This is a genomic window from Vibrio sp. Vb1127 (genome assembly GCF_033338735.1).
Taxonomy (GTDB): Bacteria; Pseudomonadota; Gammaproteobacteria; order Enterobacterales; family Vibrionaceae; genus Vibrio; species Vibrio alginolyticus.
The window spans coordinates 30,878-52,429 of sequence record NZ_JAWOTF010000013.1 but is presented as its reverse complement, the minus strand read 5'-3'; the positions used below and the strand labels follow the sequence as shown (position 1 = coordinate 52,429).

Here is a 21,552-nt window from a genome sequence, read left to right as displayed (position 1 = left end):
TAGCACGTTTATTCGTACTGCGTCCAAACCTTGATTCCAGGAGGGGACATTATGAACACCGTATTTATTGTTAATTTTGTCGGACAAGCGTCACCCGCCACGATTAAAGAGCTCGCTGCAATCACACACGAAAACGGCGGGAAATGGCTGATCAGCAAAGTAAACTTTATCGAAGACCAAGTTGCAGGTGTCATCAAAGTAGAGCTTCCAAGAGAAAATGCCGACATCGTTAAACAGGCGTTCTCTTCTTGTCAGACTCTTGTTGTTAGGTTCGTCGACTCTGAACCTCATTCATATCGTGAAGACACTATCTTCCAACTTCGTTTAGATGCCAACGATAGAGCGGGTATTGTGAATGAAATTACTCACGTTCTCGATAATCAAGGTATCTCAATTTTAGATATGGATTGTCAGCGTGTATTCATTGCTGGAGGCGGAGGGGTAAGCTCTAGCTTATTCAGCGCTAAAATGGCGATAAAACTACCTAGCGAGCTAGAAATTGAAGACATAGCCAATGAGTTAGAATCTCTGAGTGAAGACACTCGTGTAATTGTAGAAAGCTAACTGCATACCTTTAACGCTTCCCCAATAAAAAGAGCAGCAATTCAGCTGCTCTTTGTCGTTCTAATACTCAATACGTTTTATTTCACTGACCACTGAGACAGTGAACGTTTGAAATCAGAGTAGTCAAATTCATTCAGTTTTTGAATGTCACCATTCGAGCGTTCACAGTAGACCGACGGCATACGTAGACCGTTAAACCAGTTTAGTTTCACCATGGTGTAACCGGCACTATCTAGAATATGCAGACGCTGTCCTATCTCTAGAGGCTGTTCGAAGTTCGCCACGCAGAACTGGTCACCAGCCAAACAAGAGCACGAGCCGATCACATACTCATGTTCACCATTTTCAGATGCTTCAAGGATTGACGCTGGCTCATTGTAGATCAACGTATCTAAGCGGTGAGCTTCTGTGGCCGAATCGACAATCGCCGTCTTCTTTACGTTCTCTACAATATCAACCACTGTTACAACGAGATCAGTGGTCTTAGTAATTATCGCTTCACCCGGCTCTAAATACATTTGTACGCCGTGTTTCTCTGAGAACGCTTTAAGTGCTAACCCCAACTTCTCGATATCGTACCCCGGCCATGTGAAGAACACGCCGCCACCCATGCTTACCCAGTCCAGCTTATCTAGGTACTCGCCAAACTGAGCTGAAATAGCATCGAGTAAGCCGATAAACGCATCCACGTCTTTGTTCTCACAGTTCATGTGGAACATTACGCCATCAATACCATCAAAAATTTCCGGTTTGATGTGATCAGCCTGAACCCCAAGACGAGAGAATTGACGCGCTGGGTTTGCTAAGTCTTGCCCTGCATAGCTCACACCTGGGTTTAGGCGCAAGCCAATCGATGCTTTACCTTCGACAATATGACGATAAGCCGCTAGCTGTGACTGAGAGTTAAAGATCATCTTGTCACAGATGTCCGCCACATCGCGAACGTCATCTTCGCTGTAACCCACACTGTATGCGTGTGTCTCACCACCGAACGTTTCGTAGCCAAGCTTCACTTCAAACGGGCCAGAACTTGTTGTTCCGTCTAGGTAAGGCTTGATGATGTCGAATACACCCCATGTTGAGAAGCACTTCAGTGCTAATACAAGCTTCACACCAGAGATGTCTTTTAGCTGTTTTGCTTTCTCTAGATTCTCAATCAGCTTGTCTTCATTGATCATGAAGTATGGCGTTTTTAGTTCGTTTTGTTGCATTTTGATACCTTACGTCCCTTCGCCTTAGCAAAGACACTATAAAATCGAACAAAGCCGACGCAAGTGCATCGGCTTAAACGTACAAATAAGAGTCGCTAAATTCTTACTTCAATTTATGGATAACAGGTTGTCCTGGCTCCAGTTCTTGAACATGCCAATCTAGACCAATAGATGGCATGGTTTCTAGGAATGGGTCAGGATCTAGCTGCTCCATGTTGAACACGCCTTTGTCTGCCCATTTGCCACGGAAGAACTGCAAAGCAGCAGTGATCGCAGGTACGCCAGTGGTGTATGAGATAGCTTGGTGTTCAACATCTTCGTATGCGACTTCGTGATCAGCGTTGTTGTAAATAAATACACTGCGCTCTTTACCATCTTTCTTACCTTGAACCCAAGTACCGATACACGTTAGGCCAGTGTAGCCTGGCGCGAGTGATGTTGGATCTGGTAGTAGTGCTTTTAGCACGTGCAAAGGTTGAACAACCGTACCGTCGTGAAGCGTTAGTGGATCTGGGCTGAGTAGACCGATGTCGCGCATCACATTGAAGTAGTTTAGGTAACGGTCACCAAAGCCCATCCAGAATTCGATGCGTTTCGCCGGGATGAACTCTTGCATAGATCGAACTTCGTCGTGCGCCATTGAGTACACTTTGTGTGAACCACAATTCGGGAATTCAAACTCAAGCATACGTGAGTGACAAGGTACTTGTTTCCACTCGCCGTTTTCCCAGTAGAACGAATCGCCTTGAATCTCAAGCATGTTCGTTTCTGGATCAAAGTTAGTTGCGAACTTCTTACCGTGGTCGCCTGCGTTTACATCCATTACGTCGATAGTATCGATTTCATCGAACAGATGCTTCACTGCGTATGCGGCAAACACCGATACTACGCCCGGATCGAAACCAGCACCAAGAATACCTGTAATGCCCGCTTCTTCAAACTTCTCACGGTAACCCCACTGCCAATCGTAAGCTTGAGGTACTTGTTGGCCTTCAGAGCACAAATCAACCGCAACAGATGTATCAAGGTATGACACTTTAGCTTGGTAACATGCTTCCATAATAGACATGTTCACCCAAGGAGGACCTGCGTTGATCACTAAGTCAGGTTGTACTTCTTTAATTAAAGCAACTAAAGAATCTACGTCGTCCGCGTTTACCGCTCGCGCTTCTAATTTCTTAGTTGAATCTTTCAGATTGTTTTTCTTCTGAATCGATTCGATGATTTTCTCACACTTACCTACGGTACGTGATGCGATTGTGATATCACCCAGAACGTCGTTGTTTTGTGCTGCTTTATGTGCAACTACCCAGCCAACGCCGCCTGCACCAATCTGTAGAATTGCCATAGTTTTCCGTTACCTTTGTTAAACTAGCTCTGCCGCTAGCGTATTGATTTTTGAGAGCAAAGATTCAAAGTCCGCCGTCGTCAGACACGGGTTCAAAATCGTAAATTTCAATGCAGTTTTATCGTCGACAATGGTTTCACCCAATACCGCGATACCGCGTGTTAACGCTTCTAAGCGCAACGTTTTGTTCAGTTCATCAAGATCCGCTGATTCATGTGTCGCTCGGAACAGAACCGTAGATAGTGATGGTTCAGCCAACAACTCAAAGTGTTTGTTATCTCGAATCATGTCCGCCACTTCAAGCGTCTGTTCAAGCAAATGATCATACATATCGCCTAGTGCTTTTGGCCCTACGCTTTGCATCGTCATAAACACTTTGAGCGCATCAAAACGCTTAGTTGTCGCAATAGACTTATCCACCAAGTTCGGTAGTTCGTCGTGTTCGCGGTTCAAGTAGTCTGCATGGTGAAGCAGGAATTTAAAGTTAGACTTGTCGTTTACCAATAGCGCACCACAACTGATGGTTTGGTAAAACAGCTTATGGAAGTCTACGCTGATGGAATGTGCACGCTCACAACCTTTCAGACGTGTTTTTTGGCTACTTAGAATCAGAGCTCCACCGTATGCACCGTCGACGTGCATCCACATGTCATGTTTCGCTGCCATATCGGCGATAAAGTCTAAGTCATCAATAGCACCGTGATCCGTTGTACCCGCTGTGCCAACAATGGCAAATGGGATTAAACCTTCTGCTTTGGCCTGATTGAGAACTTCGTCTAACTTAGTGACATCCATCGTTCCATCGGCATTAGCATCGACGGTCATGACCGCTTTTTCACCCAATCCCATCCAAGACGCTGATTTTTGAACCGTGAAGTGGGATTTTTTCGAACATACAATACGTAGCTTGTCTGCGTATTCAGGAAGGCCAAGCTTTTGAATTGAGTGTGCACTGAGTTTGTCAGCAATCCAATCTCGCGCAAGCATCAAACCCATTTGGTTACTTTGCGTGCCGCCGCTCGTGAAGATACCGTCCGCTTTTTCACCTAACTCATATTTATCGCATAGCCAGTTCACAACTTTCTGTTCAACATAAGTCGCTGATGAAGCTTGATCCCATGAGTCCATCGACTGGTTCAAAGCCGCAATCATTGCCTCTGCCGCAATCGCTGGCATCAACGGTGGAGTATGCAGGTGAGCAATACAATCTGGATGTTGAGTAAAAATTGCGTTTTTCGCGACCAGATCAGCAGCATCGTCGATAACGGATTTAAGAGGCGCATTTCCATTATCAAGATCAACGTCGTGAATCGCTGCTTCCAATGCTTTTGGATCCACACCTGAATACGGTGCAGTCACTTGTTCAAACACTGACTTCATTGCCGTAGTAGTGTGATTCATCACCGAAGCAAATTCATTGCTGCCCATCTCTCCAGTGTGGATGAAATGCTTCTTCCATTCATCTTGTGGCTGAGTTTCGATGTGACTACCGCCAGCGGCTAAAATCGCGTCTTCAAATACACGTAAAGCAAAGTCGATTTGCTCAAACGAGATGATAAGAGGAGGAAGGAAACGAATTACTGCGCCTTCGCGTCCACCTTTCTCAACGATCAAGCCACGCTCGAGTGCTGCGCGTTGAATAGAAAGTGTGAGTTCACTATCCGCTTGAGGTTCACCAAATTTATTGAGCTCACCGTTTGGAGTTTTAATCTCCACGCCTAGCATCAAACCTTTGCCACGAACCTCTGCGATACAGTTCACACGCTTTTGAATACTTTCAAGGCCGTAGCGCAAGTACTGACCCGCAATATTGGCATGCTCAACAAGATTATCACGCTGGATAATTTCTAATGCTTTCGCACCAGAGACCATGGCTAGCTGGTTACCACGAAATGTACCTGTGTGCTCGCCCGGCTTCCATGTATCATGTTGCTTGTTGATAACCAATAGCGACATTGGTAATCCACCGCCAATTGCTTTTGATAAACACAGAATATCTGGAACAATGCCCGACTCTTCGAACGCGAAATTGTAGCCAGTTTTACCAACACCACACTGGATCTCATCGAAGATCAGTAAGATACCGTGTTCATCACAAATACGACGTAACTCTCGTAGCCAGAATGCTGGCGCAGGAACAACACCACCCTCACCTTGCACTGGCTCCACGATAATCGCGGCAGGCTTCATAATGCCTGACTCATCATCGTTTAAAAGACGATCGATATAGCGAATACTTGCTTTTGCACCTTCATCACCGCCAAGCCCAAAAGGACAACGCAGGTTGTATGGGAAAGGCATAAAGTGCACATCCGACATCAAACCAGTTCGACGAGCTTTGGTGCCTAAGTTACCCATCATCCCCATCGTACCATTAGTCATACCATGGTATGCGCCACGGAAGGCAAACATAGTGTTGCGACCGGTAGTCTGTTTCGCGAGCTTGATAGCAGCTTCAACCGCATCAGCTCCAGACGGGCCGCAAAATTGGATAACGCTGTTCTCGCTTAACTCTTGAGGAAGAAAAGACTTAACAGATTGAATAAACGTCGTTTTTGCTGATGTTGCAATATCTAGCGTCTGATATGGCAGTCCTGAATCTAATTGCTCTTTCAGAGCTTGGTTTATTTCAGGATGGTTATACCCCAAAGCTAGAGTGCCAGCCCCCGCAAGGCAGTCTAGAAAGATCTGTCCACGCGTATCTTCAACCAAGCACCCAAAGGCTTGTTTAATTGCGATCGGCAAACGACGTGGATAAGAACGTACTTCAGATTCATGCTCAGCCTGATCAATCAATACTTGATCTGGCGTTAAGTCATACGTTCCCTCAACGATAGGAACCTGAGACGAAAAAATGTTTGCGATATTGCTATCGACTTCAAAGGCAGTGCTCATACTACATAATCCCTTGAATTATAATAATTCTGTATCCTGTATTAATAATCATTAGAATGAAATTACAGGAGGTGTGAATACCCCTCCGCATTTGTCAGTGCATAAATGACAAATACAGATCATCCGCCACGATACTCGCGACTTTATATGTAAAAGGGATTAATCAAGGTTCTGTAATGCACCCGTTTTGTAAAACAGGACATTTCGGCAGTATGAAGCTGATTAGTGTGTGTTTATTCAAAGGTTTCAATGTTGGGTTTCCCATTAATATGCCGCGTTTACAGCATTAGTATCCCGTCTATCGACAAAAGGCTTTGCCGATACCTACCCTACGCAGTGTCACAATCAGCTTGAATGGTCACTACGCGTATCCCCCAGAGATCAAACGTTGTTAATTACGCTCCGAGATTGCGCGCGAATTTATCACAAAATAAAATCTTCTGGCAACGATTTTTCATATTAGTAACAGTGATGTAAATCACAACAAAACATACCCCATCGCAACTGTCGTGCTCATAGTCGTGAGCTATGCTTTTCTGCTTCTCTCAAACAGCTGTTATTTAAACAAATATTCTTGAGATATCATCACCTCATCCAACAGAGGTTTAAGGTTGTGCTGCTTAATCGTAAAACATTCCTTTCTATATCCGGAACATTTAAAAAGATAGCATTCTCGTCACAGCTTTGCCTGGATCAAGAGTGGTTATTCTCCACAAGTGATGGTTTAAACATAGACTAGTAGGAATGGCTAAGATGCTTTGCAATGGCAGAATGAACAATCACTTGAGTCAATGAGACAAAGGGTTCGTTACTTAACGAAGTCTGTGACAGAAAAGAAGTTTGAGATTTTCAAAAAAATACGAAAAAGGCCTAACATTTTCATGTTAGGCCTTAAATCTGGAGCGACACACGAGGTTCGAACTCGTGACCTCAACCTTGGCAAGGTTGCGCTCTACCAACTGAGCTAGTGTCGCATTTAATATGAGATGGTGCCCCGGGCCGGACTTGAACCGGCACAACGCGAACGTCGAGGGATTTTAAATCCCTTGTGTCTACCAATTCCACCACCAGGGCACACAAATATTCTTTGTGATGCCTTTACAGAAAAGTAAAACACCATCTGATATCGCCAATGCCATATCAATAAAATTTGGAGCGACACACGAGGTTCGAACTCGTGACCTCAACCTTGGCAAGGTTGCGCTCTACCAACTGAGCTAGTGTCGCATTTTTCTCGAAAGCCATTCGCTCTCAAAAGAATAATGGAGGCGCCTCCCGGAGTCGAACCGAGGTCCACGGATTTGCAATCCGCTGCATAGCCACTCTGCCAAGGCGCCTCATTTGTGAATAAAGCTAAGCTTTTTCACCACCCTTTCGAGCCGTGCTCTCTTGGGTACGGGATGCATTCTACGGATTCGAGCGATCGAGTCAACACTATTTTTATTTTTTTAAATCGTTTGACTAGAATTTGTGCGAAAGACGATGGATTGCTTAGTTTTAATACTAAAAATCGCTTAAATACACTTGTTTATCATAAAACTTTGGCTACGCCTTACACTGCTGGCCGTGCGTTGCGTGCATTGAAGTATTAATAATCAGAAGACTCGCCTCTCTAAGACTCTCCAAGGACAAAAACAAGACTTAGATCACAAATAGAACTCTATCGAAGCAAAAGCTCCAGATACAAATTGCAAACATGGCCGTTAGCAAGCATTGAAAAGCGAGAGAAGCCAAAAAATGCTGTAGATTGTCTTAGATACAAAAAAGCAGGCTATTAAGCCTGCTTTCTAACATCAGAATTTAATGGTGCTCTTCATTCAACAGATCGTCTTTCGCAGCAGCCAAATATTGAATCATTGACCAATATGTCAAGAAAGTTGCCACATATAAGGCCGCAAAGCCTAGCCAAACCATCCATTCATCGTAACGCCATATCAACACCCATAAGGCGAACATTTGCGAAACAGTTTTTACTTTGCCAACCCAAGATACCGCAACACTCGCTCGCTTACCGATTTCAGCCATCCATTCTCGCAATGCTGAGATAATGATTTCTCGCGCAATCATCGTTACCGCAGGAATGGTCACCCAAATTGAATGATAATGTTCCGTGATTAGAATCAATGCCGTTGCCACTAGCACTTTATCAGCGACAGGATCAATAAACGCGCCAAAACGAGAAGTTTGGCCAAGTTTACGGGCCAACATGCCGTCAAGCCAGTCAGTAAAACCCGCTACCCAAAACACCATTGCTGCTGCAAACGGTGCCCATGAATAAGGTAGATAAAAGACAACCACAAAAACAGGGATTAGGAACAGTCTAAGAAGAGACAGAATGTTCGGGATATTCAAACGCATTTTATTATTCTCTTACACATTGCGGCTTAATGTTGCGCGATTTTCCTTATTGTTTCAATGCTTGGAAAATAATTTCTGCTAAAGAGTGACTTATTCCCGGTACTTTGGCGATTTCTTCGACACTTGCACGTTTAAGTTCTTGTAACCCACCCATGTACTTGAGTAACGCCTGACGTCGTTTAGGGCCGATTCCCTCAATCCCTTCGAGTGCACTCGTACGTCTGGTTTTACCTCGCTTAGCACGGTGCCCCGCTATAGCATGGTTATGGCTTTCATCACGAATATGTTGGATAAGATGCAGCGCAGGAGCATCGCTTGGTAAATGAAACTCTTCCCCATCGACTGTAATCAGCGTTTCTAAACCTGGTTTGCGAGTAACGCCTTTTGCAATACCAATCATGATAGGACGCTTTGGCCAATCCCCCCAGTACTGCGAAATGATGTCATGCGCACGATTTAACTGACCTTTACCGCCATCGATAAAGATGATGTCGGGAATTTTCTCTACGTCCAATTGCTTCGAATAACGGCGCTCCAACGCTTGTCCCATTGCTGCGTAATCATCACCACCGGTAATCCCAGTAATGTTGTAGCGACGATACTCTTGCTTAACGGGGCCTTCATTGTTGAACACCACACATGACGCAATCGTGCTTTCCCCCATCGTATGGGAGATATCAAAACATTCCATTCGAGCTATAGACTCCAAATTCAATGTTTCGCGAAGCGCATGAAAACGCTGATTAATCGTCATTTTGTGATTGATTTTGGTGGTAATCGCCGTTAGTGCATTCGTGTTCGAAAGCTTGAGATACCTTGCTCGAGAGCCAGTTGGCGACGTATGAAAATGAACCTTACGGCCTGCCACTTCACTTAACGCTTTCTGTATTGGCGCAATATCTTCTGCCAACTCTTGATTCAAAATAATACGAGAAGGAATTGTACGTGCTTCGTTATGGCTCAAATAGTATTGAGTCAGAAAACTATCGAACACTTCCTGCTGGCTTGTATTTTGTGGGATTTTCGGAAAATGGCTACGGCTACCAAGCACTTTGCCTTGGCGTATCATCAGGATATGGATACACGCGATACCATTCTCCTGAGCAAACCCGAGTACATCCATATCATCCATGCTGTCTTCTGAGACGTACTGCTGCTCTTGAACACGCCTAATCGCTTGGATTTGATCGCGAAATTTAGCGGCATCTTCAAAGCGCAATTGCTGACTGGCAACTTCCATTTTCTCGATCAGTTGTTTGAGTACTTGCTGATCTTTGCCTTGCAAAAACATTCGCACAAAGCCAACCAACTCTGCATATTCTTCATCAGAAATGATGGTATTAACGCATGGTCCTGCACAGCGACCAATTTGGTACATCAAACATGGGCGCGTTCGGTTAGAATAGACAGTGTCTTCACACTGGCGCACAGGAAATATCTTTTGCAGCAAATGCAATGTTTCTCTTACTGCACCAGAATCTGGGTAGGGGCCAAAATATTCACCTTTGCGCTTCTTGGCGCCACGGTGGATAGAAAGCCGTGGGTGCTTATGACCGCTAATAAAGATATAAGGGTAAGACTTATCATCTCGCAGCAACACATTGTATTTCGGCAAATACTGCTTGATGTAGTTATGCTCTAAGATCAGCGCTTCTGTCTCAGTGTGAGTCACCGTGACGTCTATTTTGGCGATATTACTGACAAGCGCGCGAGTTTTCTCACTGTCTACTTTTTTTCGAAAGTAGCTTGAAAGGCGCTTTTTAAGGTCTTTGGCTTTACCTACGTAGATTACAACAGCTTCGGCGTTGTACATTCTGTAAACGCCGGGCTGATGAGTTACTGTCTTGAGAAAGGAAGCCGAATCGAAAGGAGGATTCACGCTAAAGGGTCTCGGTGTCCAGCATTCCGTGGCGAATCGCTAAGTGAGTTAACTCAACGTCACCATTAATGTCCAATTTACTAAAGAGTCGGTACCGATAGCTGTTGACTGTCTTTGGACTTAAATTAAGTTGCTCAGAAATATCCGTTACCTTTTGGCCTTTGGTGATCATAAGCATGATCTGCAATTCACGCTCGGATAAGTCTTTAAAAGGGTTCTCAGAGGCTGGAGAAAATTGACTCAATGCCATCTGCTGCGCAATCTCTGGTGAGATGTAACGCTGACCACTATTAACTACACGAATCGCATTCACCATTTCGTCAGGGCCAGCACCTTTGGTTAAATAACCAGACGCACCTGCCTGCATCACCTTGGTTGGAAACGGGTTTTCTGTATGAACGGTAAGTACGATGATTTTCACATCAGGATTCACGCGAAGAATTTTTTTAGTGGCTTCCAAGCCACCAATTCCTGGCATGTTCATGTCCATTAAAACGACGTCAGCATGATTACTGCGACACCATTTTACTGCATCTTCACCGCTGTCAGCTTCTCCTGCTACGTTCATTCCACGGACGTCTTCAATAATACGTCGTATCCCTGTGCGAACCAGCTCGTGATCATCTACAAGGAAAACATTTATCAAACTTGTATCTCCACACTTTGTATTGGTTCTGCACCCACATAACCATTATTTGTTAAATGTGGATATCAGTATGACTGCCTATATACTAACGTAATCGACAAAAAATTGCTTTCTATGAATATGTGCTGAAACGCAAACTTTAGCAAGAACTTATTCATAAACCACTCTATTATTTTAGAGCGTGATGAGCAGAACCGAAATCTAAGAAAAGACAATTAACAACATTAAGTACAATAAATCAAGTAACTAGGTTTCATATTGCCCAGAGAAACACGCTATAACTTAAAATGACACTGTCCCTCTTGCACCAAAGACTAACTTATAATCACTAATTCCAGCAAAAATTTGAGACGCTTTCTTTACTGGTTATTTTTACAGTTCTTAGTGTTAAACTAACGTTCTTCAAGTTTTCTAAGGTTTCTCACATTTGAATATTCAACAAGGCTTCCTGCTAACTCGACAGGCACGAGACATCAAAGGTCAAACTCAAATCGAGCTGTGGCTTTCGACAGAAGCAGGTCCTACTCAGTTACTTATTAATGGTGAGAAGCCAGTATTTTTCATCGCTCAGAAACACTCAGAGCAAGCAAAGACACTCGCACGAGAAAAAAACATATTCGTCGACATCCGCCTTTTGGATCTCAAAACGTTTGAACATACGCCTCTTGCTGCCTGCTATACCAATGTAACCAGAGACGCTCTCGCACTCAAAGACACATTCGCTCAAAAAGATATCACTACGTATGAAAGTGATATTCGCCTCGCCGATCGCTACCTAATGGAACGTTTTATCAAAGGCAGTATCGAGTTTACAGGCAATGTGACTCGCACCAATGGCTACCAACGCGTCCAGAGCGCAAAATGCCGTGCGGGGCAATATGAGCCGAAGTTAAACGTTGTCTCGTTAGATCTAGAATGCTCTGAGAAAGGCATTCTTTACTCAATCGGATTAGACAGCATCATGGATTCCCGCGTTATCATGATCGGAGAACCAGAACCTTCGGAGACACCGATACAATGGGTTAAGGATGAAAAAGCGCTTCTAGAAGCACTCATCGTTTGGTTTAAACAATTCGACCCCGATGTCATTGTCGGTTGGAACGTCATTGATTTTGACTTTCGTCTGCTACACAAACGAGCAGAATGGCACAACATGAAGCTAATGCTTGGTAGAGCAGACCAAGCCAGCTTTTTCAGAAGTTCATCTCAAAGCCAACAAGGGTTTATTTCCATTCCAGGGCGAGTTGTAATGGACGGTATCGATACGTTAAAAACGGCGACTTATCACTTTCGGTCTTGGTCATTAGAGTCTGTATCTCAAGAACTCTTAGGGGAAGGGAAAGAAATCCACAACGTTCATGACCGCATGGATGAGATCAATCGTATGTACCGCTCCGACAAACCATCGCTGGCTAAATATAATTTACAAGACTGCGTGTTAGTGAATAAGATTTTCAATCACACTCACCTGCTCGACTTTGCAATAGAGCGCTCTCGTCTCACTGGTGTCGAACTGGATCGTGTCGGCGGTTCGGTTGCAGCATTCACAAACCTATACATGCCTCAGATACACCGAGCAGGCTACGTTGCTCCGAACCTACACCCTGAAAATTGGATTGCCAGCCCCGGCGGTTACGTGATGGACTCCATCCCTAACCTATATGATTCTGTTTTAGTATTGGATTTTAAGAGTCTATATCCATCGATTATTCGCTCTTTCTTGATTGATCCTATGGGTTTAGTTGAGGGGTTATTGCTCGATATTGGAAAAGAAGAAAATCAGGCTGTACCTGGCTTTCGCGGTGGGCAGTTCCATCGTACGAAACACTTTTTACCAGAAATGATTGAAAAGCTTTGGGCAGCACGTGATGTGGCAAAGAAGAACAATGAAAAAGCTTTTTCTCAGGCAATCAAAATCATCATGAACTCCTTTTATGGCGTACTGGGCTCATCGGGATGTCGTTTCTTTGATACTCGGTTAGCTTCTAGTATTACCATGCGCGGACATGAAATCATGAAGCAAACTAAGGTGCTGATTGAGGAGCAAGGATATCAAGTGATTTACGGCGATACGGATTCCACATTCGTGTCGTTGAATCGACCATACAGTCAAGTAGAAGCTGACGCTGTTGGAAATCAATTAGTTGATTACATCAACTCTTGGTGGCAAGAACACCTGCGTTCTGAGTACAACCTAACATCTATGTTGGAAATCGAGTATGAAACCCATTATCGCAGATTCCTTATGCCAACGATTCGTGGCGCAGAAACTGGCTCGAAAAAGCGCTATGCGGGTTTAATCGGTGAAGGAGAGCAAGAACGGATTGTATTTAAAGGGTTAGAAAGTGCCCGTACTGACTGGACCTCGTTAGCACAGAAATTTCAAAATACACTCTATAGCATGATTTTCCATGGTGAAGATCCAAGCGACTATGTCCGAGAGATGGTTGAGAAAACTAACAACGGTGAATTTGATGAACAGTTGGTGTATCAAAAGCGACTGCGAAGAAAACTGCATGAGTATCAGAAGAACGTCCCGCCACAAGTGCGTGCAGCTCGTTTAGCCGATGAGATAAATGCCAAGCTTGGCCGCCCATTACAGTATCAAAACAAAGGGCGAATTGAATACATTATTACCGTGAACGGCCCTGAACCTTATGAGTACCTCAATAGCCCGATTGATTATCAACATTACATTGATAAACAACTCAAACCCGTTGCGGATGCGATTCTCCCTTTCATTGGGACGGACTTTGACAGGCTTTCAGCGCCACAAATGGGGTTGTTTTAGCCGATACGAAACTCTGTTTTCTGGTACTGTTTGACTAACCAATCACCAAACGCATCAATTAGCCCGATAACAGAACGCTTGGGAATACCCCGGCCAGAAAGTAAAATTTCTAGCCGCTCGATCTCAAGCTGCTTTTCAGGATGATAAGTTAAGAATACCTTGCCACATTGTATAGGGTCATCAAACCAACGTTTATCTCGATACATCACCAAAGAGTATGACGCTCTTAGTAACTTTTTTGCAATCACGCGCTGGGCGGCCACCTGCTCTTCTATCGTCTTCGCTTGTACGATTTTTTTGCGATACACCGTAATCCAATCTTCCACATCCATATTCCAGTGCTTAGCAATTTCCCAACTTGGGACGTAATCACCAAAACAGTCTGCTAGATCATCACCATAAACACAGACACAGCAATGCTTAAGCATAAAACCCCAAGTGAAAATACTGTCTAAATTAGCTACTTCGCTCACTAAGGCTGTACGGACCGATACACCATTCACGTGAGGGTAACTCTGCTGCGCACGCCACTTAATTGTGTTGAGCAAAGTCGCGCGATTGTGCTCAAAGGATGATTGAGTAACGACAACCAGGTCTAAGTTCGACCTCCCAACGATCGCTGTTTTACGAGCAACACTACCGTATACATAAACGCTGTGTAAGTTTTGCCCCAGTCCACCTTTGAGACAAGCGATGACTTCCCTAATTAAAGGCGCAAACTCTGGTTGAAATGGTTGTTTAGGATCGATAACAGGCAGAGACATGACTTAAAACGTGTTCTCAGATGGTTCAAGAAGTTGGACTATATGTTCTCTTAGCCGACTCACTGAATCAAGTCCATTCAGGTGTTTAGTCATGGGAGTAACAACAAATTTCTGCAATGAATTTTAATGCTAGGCGGCTAACTTAGCGCTATAATCACCTAGTTTTGCTTAATAAGTATGAATAGGAATATACAATGCCAAAGGCAAGTGAAATCAAAAAAGGCTTCGCAATCGAGTCTAATGGTAAAACTCTTCTAGTTAAAGACATCGAAGTAACGACTCCAGGCGGTCGTGGCGGCGCTAAAATCTACAAAATGCGTTGTACAGATCTAAACACGGGCGCACGTGTAGATGAGCGTTACAAGTCTGATGACGTTGTTGAAACGGTAGAAATGAACAAACGTGCAGTTGTGTACTCATACGCTGACGGCGATGAGCACATCTTCATGGATAACGAAGACTACTCACAATACACATTCAAGCACAATGAAGTTGAAGACGACATGCTGTTCATCAACGAAGATACACAAGGTATCCACATTATCCTTGTTAACGGTGCTGCAGTGGGTATTGAACTACCATCTTCTGTTGAGCTAGTGATTGAAGAAACTGACCCTTCAATCAAAGGTGCTTCTGCATCTGCTCGCACTAAGCCAGCACGCTTCGCTTCAGGTCTTGTCATCCAGGTTCCTGAGTACATTGCAACTGGTGACCGTGTTATCATTAACACAGCTGAACGTAAATACATGAGCCGAGCATAAGCATGTCTGATTTGATTTCTTACGACGACGTCATCGACGCAGCGTACGACATTTTCCTTGAGATGGCTCCAGATAACCTAGAGCCTGCTGACGTGATTCTGTTTACTGCGCAATTTGAAGATCGTGGTGCCGCAGAACTTGTTGAAACCGGTGATGACTGGGTTGAACATGTTGGCTTCGAGATCGACAAAGAAGTATATGCAGAGGTTCGTATCGGCCTAGTAAATGAGGAAAATGACGTTCTTGATGACGTATTTGCTCGTATGCTAATCAGCCGAGACCCTGAACATAAGTTCTGCCATATGCTTTGGAAACGCGATTAACGTTTCTTCATCATGAACAAAGATACCAGCCTAGTGCTGGTATTTTTTTATCTGTTGTTTTCGTCTAGCTGAGATATATGTTTATACAAAGCACCCTGCTCTATATAGGCTTTAGATCCTTTTGTTATGTAACAGATAAGAAAAAGGCTTGCCGAATTGGCAAGCCTTTCTGATGTTTTGCTATCGATTAACGATGCTTGTTGCGTGCGCCTTGGTCACCAGCAGTCTTCTTCGGCTTACGACGAGAAGGGTTGTTGCTGCGACCTTTTGGCGTGTTAACACGCTCTTCATGGCGCTTAACTGCGCGACGAATTTTTTGGCTGCGTGCACGCTCACGTTTGCGTGACGTGTTGTCTTTGTTCAGATCAAGCATGGTTTCTTTCTCTGGACGAAGCTCTACAAGCTCACGCAAGTAGTTTACTTCTTTCAGGTCAAGCTCCATCCAACCGCCACGAGGCAGTTTCTTGTCTAAGAAGATGTCGCCGTAACGAACACGTTTCAGACGGCTAACGGTACACTCTTGCGATTCCCATAGTCGACGAACTTCGCGGTTACGACCTTCGTTGATAACAACGTAAAACGTGTGGTTCATGCCTTCACCACCCGCGTAAACAACATCTTCAAAGCGAGCTAAACCGTCTTCCAGTTCAACACCTTTTACTAGATTACGAACTTTCTGTTCAGTTACTTCACCGAACACACGTACTAGGTATTCACGTTCAACTTGGCGGCTTGGGTGCATTAAGCGGTTCGCCAGTTCACCATCCGTTGTGAAAAGTAGAAGACCAGAAGTGTTCGCATCCAGACGACCAACTGAAATCCAACGAGAGCCACGAATTTTTGGCAGACGATCAAAAACAGTACGACGACCTTCTGGATCGTGACGAGTACACAGTTCACCCTCAGGTTTGTAGTACGCAAGTACACGACAAATCACTTCTTCTTGAATCTTTGCAGAGACAATGTGACCATCGATACGAACTACGCTGCTCTCGTCTTCAAGTCTTTCACCAAGCTTAGCGACTACACCGTTCACGCTAACGCGACCAGATTTAATTAACGATTCAATCTCACGACGAGAACCGTGACCAGCACGTGCTAATACTTTTTGTAACTTTTCGCTCATTTATCTACCTATGTGTCGTCTTCACAGACGTCTAGACCAGGATTGGTCTGTATTTTGCTATTTACCCATTTCAGTGGGATTTTTCGGTCGGACATTATACGTAACTTTCTTAGTTAATGTAAGCTAAATCGGCGCCATTCTCCACACCAAAATTCACTTCAAAAATGACCGAAATATTTGTCCTATTCTGCAACTTTTTTACTACTTAAAGCAGGCATTGCTCAACGAGAATCCCACTAATATCGGTCTTCCTGAACCACTTTAACCACGCGGTACCTGATAAAATTGTCAGGGTTACAACAATAACCACTTGGGGTGTGTTTACTGTTCGTATTGCTAGAAAGCAACGAAGAATAAGCCGTCCCTGTTTGCTGCTAAGTAATACCAATCACCGCAGACAATGAGCGCTCATAGCAAAGCAAGGTCGTGGGTAACAAGACAAAAATTGTCTTTAAGTCATTAGTTCACATCAAAAATAACACTAATGCTATCGTGTACTCTGACTCTCTAGGTTCGCTCTGCACTCTCGGCGATTGGCATAAATCAGACAAAAAGGAATAGAACAATGTCTATGCTAAATCTCGACCTAAATTGGATTTTTGGGACATCTCAAGATGACGATATGACAGGCACAAAAGGCTCTGAAACAACCGATATTTTCTTCGGCTTCTGTGGTGATGATAAGTTTGTAGGATACGGAGGTAATGATATTGTCTTCGGTGGCTGGGGAGATGATACCTTGCTTGGTGGCCGAGGTAACGACTTTGTTTCTGGCGGCTTTGGAAACGATTTCCTATCCGGAGGATTAGGAAACGACAAACTCTTTGGTGGCTGTGGCGACGACACAATTTTTGATTATTCAGGCAACAACTACTTGAGTGGTGGCTGGGGTAACGACACCCTCGTTGTTGGTGATGGTGAATCAGTACTGAGCGGTGGCTGTGGAGACGACACCTTCGTGCTTACAAACCGCCTGGCTATTGGTGTACCTGATCAGCCAGTATCTTCCAACGATATTGATGTCAAAGCCGACATTGTCGATTTTAATATTTTCCATGACAAACTTGTCTTTGATATGGGCCGAGACACTGATAACGATGGCATTCGAGATACGTTCTTGGATTCAGCGGATGATCTGACTTTATCTTACAATGAGTGTGGCTGGGCAGTATTCTCAAGTGATGAATACAATGTTGAAGTGACACTAAACGGTGTGAGCTCTGCATACATCAACTATGCAGAACAAAATGGTATCGACATTTTCGATTTCGCTTAACCTCAATCAGTTAAGTTCAATGAGATATTCGATATGACAACTAAAATAGGAGGCGCGATGCCTCCTATTTTGTTTGACGGTGGTGTGCGTCTACTATTCGAATGGTGCAGGATCACCTGATCCTAAACGCACTACAACAGGTTCACCTTCGCTAAAGTCAATTACAGTCGTAGGTTGTTCACCTAGGTAACCGCCATTAAGAATCACATCAACCGCATGTTCTAGTTTATCGCGAATATCCTCTGGATCAGATTCTGTTACGTCACTGCCAGGTAGAATCAACGACGTAGACATCATCGGCTCACCTAATGCTTCCAACAAGTCCAAGGCAATTTGATTGTCTGGAACACGGATACCGATGGTCTTACGTTTTGCATTCATCAAACGACGCGGCACTTCTTTTGTGCCTTTGAAGATGAAGGTGTAAGGACCTGGTGTGTTATTTTTCAGCAGTCGGAATGCAGAGTTATCCACTCGCGCATAGAGAGAAAGCTCCGACAAATCACGACACAGTAAAGTAAAGTTATGCTTATCATCCAGACGACGAATCTGACAGATTCGTTCCAGTGCCTGTTTGTTCTCCAACTGACAGCCAAGTGCGTACCCTGAATCAGTAGGGTAAACCACAACGCCGCCGTTACGAATGATTGCTACTGCTTGATTAATCAAGCGAGCCTGTGGGTTTTCTGGGTGAACGTAAAAAAACTGGCTCATTGTAATTCCTCATTATCGAGCCTCTCGGCTCTATATTTTTATGGGTTCTCGACTTCGTATTACTGAGTATTATTCAACGAAGGATCTATTCCCCAATCTTTCCAAACTGGTTCGACGCCAGCAGGCAACCATAGGTTCCTTCCTAGCTCCATCCACGGTGATGGGTAGTGAAAATCACTGCCTTGAGAGGCTAATAGTTTGTATTGTATAGCATAATCAGCCAAGTTGCGCCTTTCTTGTTGCGCTTGCTGTGGCTGTGCAACTTCCATCGCATCACCACCTGCTTCGACAAACGCTGCTAGAAGACGCTTAATCCACTTCGCTGTCAACTTATATCTGCCAGGATGCGCTAATACCGCCATTCCACCAGCCGCATGGATAGCATCAACCGCATCCTTCATCGAACACCAATTCGGTGGTACATAACCTGGGTTATTACGCGTTAGGTATTTTTTAAACACCATTTGCATGGTTTTTGCGTAACCATTATCTACCAACCATTTCGCGAAATGCGCTCTTGTCACTGGAGCATCACCGGCGATTTGCCTTACCTCTTCAAGCACACCTACTCGAGTTGCTTTTTGTAGTCGCTCTGCAATTAACTCAGATCGTGTTATGCGATGCTGCTTCTGCTGTTCTATGAGGGCAGATAATTGTTCATTTTCCGGATCGATATTCAGGCCGACAATATGAATGTCTTTGTTTTGCCAGACGGTCGATATCTCAATGCCATTGATGATTTTTATCGGCAAATTATTATCTTGAACGTATTGCTTAGCTAACGCCAAACCGTCAACCGTATCGTGATCAGTGATCGCCAAAACCTCGATATCAAAACTCAGCGCCCTTTCCACTAAATCTTTAGGCTCTAACCGACCGTCCGATGCAGTGGTGTGACTATGTAAATCAATTCTCATATTTTTATCGTTTTAATGCCGTTTTGGGGTTGACTTTTTACTCTCGCACTAGTTAACTAGTACACAAATACAAAGTACGTAATTTAAGGTTCACCATGTTACAAGAATTTAACCAAAACCAAAAAGCGAAAGTTGCGGTTTGTCTTAATAAGGCAAACTCATCAGATCTTGCTTGGTGGCGCACTTGGACTAGTTCTTGGTGGGCAAACGTATACTTCTAGTTTATAGAACCAAACGTTGTAAAGCCCGCTACTTAAGCGGGCTTTTTTGTTTTGTTGCTCATTTCACATTCAACTGCCTAAACATTAATCGAATATAGCCAACTCTAGATTGGGAGAACGTTTGCTTTATGCGACTATGTACGGCAGGAAGATTTAAACAGCTACAAGGAGGTCTTGTGAACAAGGCCATTGAAATTAAGAAACTTGGACAGCTTGAAGTGCTAACGGCTTCCGTCCCTTATACTCAAGACCCGACTCGCTTGTTCCACACACTATGTGAGAACAAAACTGACAGCCTATTGCTGGAATCTGCTGAGATCGATTCAAAGCAAAATTTAAAATCCCTGCTGATCGTAGATTCAGCGGTTCGCATTGTTTGCTTCGGCCATACCGTTAGCATGCACGCCTTGACCAATAACGGTAAAAACCTACTGTCTCACCTAAACCAGAACATCCGTGGTGACGTTGAGAGCAAGTTCGATGGCGAAACGCTAACTTTGCAGTTTAACCAGCCATGCGACACGTTAGATGAAGACTCTCGCCTACGTGAAGCCTCTTCTTTCGATGCGCTGCGTTTGGTTCAGCATAGTTTTGATATTTCACAGCAAGACAAACACGCAATTTTCCTTGGTGGTCTGTTTGCCTACGACTTAGTCGCAAACTTTGAGCCGCTTGGTAATGCCGAAGCAACAAATCAGTGTCCAGATTACGTTTTCTACGTCGCGGAAACACTACTTGTTGTCGACCATCAAACGGAATCTTGCCAGCTTCAAGCGACGTTGTTTGTTGATGGTTCAGAGAAAACAGCGTTAGAGACTCGTATTGCAGAAATTAGCGCCCAATGTGCAGCGCCAAAACTGTTGCCGAGTGCAGAGCAAATAACAGATGTAACGGTAGAACCTAGCGTGTCTGATGCAGACTTCTGCCAAACCGTTCGCGACTTAAAAGAGTTCGTAGTGAAAGGCGATGTATTCCAAGTTGTACCGTCTCGTAGATTCACTCTACCTTGTCCTTCTCCACTGGCGGCTTATAAAGAACTGAAACAAAGTAACCCAAGCCCTTACATGTTCTACATGCAAGATGAGCTGTTCACTCTGTTTGGCGCATCACCAGAAAGCGCGCTTAAGTATGAAACCGATACCAACCAAATTGAAATCTACCCAATCGCAGGCACACGTCGCCGTGGTAAACGCCCGAATGGAGAGATTGATTTCGACCTAGATAGCCGCATCGAACTTGAACTGCGCACAGACATGAAAGAAAACGCAGAACACATGATGTTGGTTGACTTGGCACGTAACGACGTCGCTCGTATTGCTCAAGCTGGTACTCGCCACGTAGCAGACCTTCTAAAAGTCGACCGCTACAGCCACGTAATGCACTTGGTGTCTCGTGTGGTTGGTCAACTGCGTGAAGACCTAGACGCCCTGCACGCATACCAAGCATGTATGAACATGGGTACGCTCACCGGCGCACCTAAGATTCGTGCCATGCAGTTGATTCGCGATGTAGAAGGCGCACGACGCGGTAGCTACGGCGGCGCTGTTGGCTACCTCACTGGTGAAGGCACACTCGACACCTGTATCGTGATCCGCTCAGCGTACGTTGAGAACGGCATTGCTCAAGTTCAAGCTGGTGCTGGCGTGGTGTTCGATTCTGATCCACAAGCAGAAGCAGACGAAACGCGCGGCAAAGCACAAGCGGTAATCTCTGCTATCCAAGCAGCGCATAAATCACAATAAGGAATAGGGTTCAGAG

The 21,552-nt window shown here is 44.4% G+C and carries 17 protein-coding genes, 4 tRNA genes and 1 other annotated feature; of the genes, 7 read left to right on the top strand and 14 right to left on the bottom strand.

The window, feature by feature from the left end; all coding sequences use genetic code 11:
* The first annotated feature begins 51 nt into the window (after positions 1 to 51).
* Positions 52 to 564 (top strand): glycine cleavage system protein R, encoded by a 513-nt coding sequence (locus R7H07_RS16845; RefSeq protein WP_005376814.1) that lies wholly within the window; start codon positions 52 to 54, stop codon positions 562 to 564.
* A 77-nt stretch (positions 565 to 641) separates the two neighbouring features.
* Here R7H07_RS16845 and nspC read toward each other — a convergent pair whose 3' ends face one another.
* The 10 genes from nspC to uvrY all read right to left on the bottom strand — a co-directional run bounded on the left by nspC (position 642) and on the right by uvrY (position 10,901).
* Positions 642 to 1,775: a carboxynorspermidine decarboxylase gene (nspC, locus tag R7H07_RS16840; RefSeq protein ID WP_005386789.1), complete on the bottom strand. Its 1,134-nt coding sequence runs from the start codon at positions 1,773 to 1,775 to the stop codon at positions 642 to 644.
* A gap of 103 nt (positions 1,776 to 1,878) precedes the next feature.
* A complete protein-coding gene (locus tag R7H07_RS16835; protein WP_012841628.1) occupies positions 1,879 to 3,123 on the bottom strand; it encodes a carboxynorspermidine synthase in 1,245 nt (414 codons plus the stop codon).
* An 18-nt stretch (positions 3,124 to 3,141) separates the two neighbouring features.
* Positions 3,142 to 6,018 (bottom strand): pyridoxal phosphate-dependent class III aminotransferase, encoded by a 2,877-nt coding sequence (locus R7H07_RS16830; protein WP_065274670.1) that lies wholly within the window; start codon positions 6,016 to 6,018, stop codon positions 3,142 to 3,144.
* 898 nt (positions 6,019 to 6,916) lie between these two features.
* Positions 6,917 to 6,992 (bottom strand) — tRNA-Gly (locus tag R7H07_RS16825).
* A gap of 13 nt (positions 6,993 to 7,005) precedes the next feature.
* Positions 7,006 to 7,092, bottom strand: a tRNA-Leu gene (locus tag R7H07_RS16820).
* Between the two features lie 77 nt (positions 7,093 to 7,169).
* Positions 7,170 to 7,245 (bottom strand) — tRNA-Gly (locus R7H07_RS16815).
* 36 nt (positions 7,246 to 7,281) lie between these two features.
* Positions 7,282 to 7,355: transfer RNA gene (locus tag R7H07_RS16810), tRNA-Cys, on the bottom strand.
* Positions 7,356 to 7,818: 463 nt separating this feature from the next.
* Complete coding sequence (gene pgsA, locus R7H07_RS16805; protein ID WP_005394805.1) at positions 7,819 to 8,376, bottom strand: CDP-diacylglycerol--glycerol-3-phosphate 3-phosphatidyltransferase; 558 nt, start codon at positions 8,374 to 8,376, stop codon at positions 7,819 to 7,821.
* Positions 8,377 to 8,422: 46 nt separating this feature from the next.
* Positions 8,423 to 10,255, bottom strand: a complete 1,833-nt coding sequence (gene uvrC / locus R7H07_RS16800) for an excinuclease ABC subunit UvrC (RefSeq protein ID WP_082240156.1) — start codon at positions 10,253 to 10,255, stop codon at positions 8,423 to 8,425.
* 1 nt (position 10,256) lies between these two features.
* Entirely contained in the window at positions 10,257 to 10,901 is a 645-nt protein-coding gene (gene uvrY / locus R7H07_RS16795; RefSeq protein ID WP_005386783.1) for a UvrY/SirA/GacA family response regulator transcription factor, read from the bottom strand.
* Positions 10,902 to 11,328: 427 nt separating this feature from the next.
* Here uvrY and R7H07_RS16790 point away from each other — a divergent pair, with 427 nt between their 5' ends.
* The gene (locus tag R7H07_RS16790) at positions 11,329 to 13,692 is read left to right on the top strand and encodes a DNA polymerase II (RefSeq protein ID WP_017820476.1); all 2,364 of its coding nucleotides are present in this window, start codon (positions 11,329 to 11,331) and stop codon (positions 13,690 to 13,692) included.
* On the opposite strand, the gene R7H07_RS16785 is transcribed toward R7H07_RS16790, so the two are convergent.
* Positions 13,689 to 14,456, bottom strand: coding sequence for a nucleotidyltransferase (locus R7H07_RS16785; RefSeq protein WP_053306582.1), 768 nt, complete (start codon positions 14,454 to 14,456; stop codon positions 13,689 to 13,691). The genes R7H07_RS16790 and R7H07_RS16785 overlap by 4 nt on opposite strands.
* Positions 14,457 to 14,650: 194 nt before the next feature.
* Here R7H07_RS16785 and yeiP point away from each other — a divergent pair, with 194 nt between their 5' ends.
* The gene (gene yeiP / locus R7H07_RS16780) at positions 14,651 to 15,217 is read left to right on the top strand and encodes an elongation factor P-like protein YeiP (protein WP_005376801.1); all 567 of its coding nucleotides are present in this window, start codon (positions 14,651 to 14,653) and stop codon (positions 15,215 to 15,217) included.
* Between the two features lie 2 nt (positions 15,218 to 15,219).
* Positions 15,220 to 15,540 (top strand): HI1450 family dsDNA-mimic protein, encoded by a 321-nt coding sequence (locus R7H07_RS16775; RefSeq protein WP_005376800.1) that lies wholly within the window; start codon positions 15,220 to 15,222, stop codon positions 15,538 to 15,540.
* 187 nt (positions 15,541 to 15,727) lie between these two features.
* Here R7H07_RS16775 and rluB read toward each other — a convergent pair whose 3' ends face one another.
* Complete coding sequence (rluB, locus tag R7H07_RS16770; RefSeq protein WP_005376798.1) at positions 15,728 to 16,666, bottom strand: 23S rRNA pseudouridine(2605) synthase RluB; 939 nt, start codon at positions 16,664 to 16,666, stop codon at positions 15,728 to 15,730.
* A 565-nt stretch (positions 16,667 to 17,231) separates the two neighbouring features.
* Here rluB and R7H07_RS16765 point away from each other — a divergent pair.
* Complete coding sequence (locus R7H07_RS16765; protein WP_005376796.1) at positions 17,232 to 17,942, top strand: calcium-binding protein; 711 nt, start codon at positions 17,232 to 17,234, stop codon at positions 17,940 to 17,942.
* 93 nt (positions 17,943 to 18,035) lie between these two features.
* Here R7H07_RS16765 and R7H07_RS16760 read toward each other — a convergent pair whose 3' ends face one another.
* Together R7H07_RS16760 and rnm are read right to left on the bottom strand one after the other, a co-directional pair.
* On the bottom strand, positions 18,036 to 18,656 hold the full coding sequence (locus R7H07_RS16760; RefSeq protein ID WP_005376791.1) for an L-threonylcarbamoyladenylate synthase: 621 nt from the start codon (positions 18,654 to 18,656) through the stop codon (positions 18,036 to 18,038).
* Between the two features lie 59 nt (positions 18,657 to 18,715).
* Positions 18,716 to 19,573 carry an RNase RNM gene (gene rnm / locus R7H07_RS16755; RefSeq protein ID WP_005386777.1) on the bottom strand — a complete coding sequence of 286 codons (858 nt, stop codon included), beginning with the start codon at positions 19,571 to 19,573 and terminating at the stop codon, positions 18,716 to 18,718.
* Between the two features lie 95 nt (positions 19,574 to 19,668).
* On the opposite strand from rnm, the gene R7H07_RS16750 reads away from it, so the two are divergent.
* Together R7H07_RS16750 and R7H07_RS16745 are read left to right on the top strand one after the other, a co-directional pair.
* On the top strand, positions 19,669 to 19,794 hold the full coding sequence (locus R7H07_RS16750; protein WP_005376787.1) for a trp operon leader peptide: 126 nt from the start codon (positions 19,669 to 19,671) through the stop codon (positions 19,792 to 19,794).
* Positions 19,741 to 19,844, top strand: a sequence feature (Trp leader region). (Overlaps the previous gene by 54 nt.)
* 126 nt (positions 19,845 to 19,970) lie before the next feature.
* Positions 19,971 to 21,536: an anthranilate synthase component 1 gene (locus R7H07_RS16745; protein WP_033905669.1), complete on the top strand. Its 1,566-nt coding sequence runs from the start codon at positions 19,971 to 19,973 to the stop codon at positions 21,534 to 21,536.
* Positions 21,537 to 21,552 lie beyond the last annotated feature (16 nt).